This window comes from Mycobacterium persicum, from assembly GCF_002086675.1.
GTDB lineage: Bacteria > Actinomycetota > Actinomycetes > Mycobacteriales > Mycobacteriaceae > Mycobacterium > Mycobacterium persicum.
This window is the reverse complement of the sequence record NZ_MVIF01000376.1, coordinates 1-230: the sequence shown is the minus strand read 5'-3', so window position 1 is coordinate 230 and position 230 is coordinate 1. Positions and strand designations below refer to the sequence as shown.

General features: G+C 80.4%; 1 pseudogene. It reads right to left on the bottom strand.

Annotation, left to right across the window (positions count from 1 at the left end):
- A pseudogene (locus BST40_RS32775) lies at window positions 1–230 on the bottom strand (PE family protein); the annotation flags it as partial.

The window sequence follows — 230 nt, the reverse complement described above, 5'->3', positions numbered from 1 at the left end:
CCGCCGGTGCCGCCGGCTTGGCCGGCGATGGCCGGGTTGGTGCTGTCGGTGCCGGTACCACCTTGACCACCGGTGCCGCCGGTGCCACCCACACCGCCTTGGCCGCCGGCCCCTTGGGTGCCGGCGGTGCCGGTGAACGCATTACCCGCGGCCCCGCCGGTGCCGCCCTGCCCACCGGCCCCACCGGCACCGCCGGTGCCGCCGGTGGCGCCCGCGCCGACCGCGGCGGT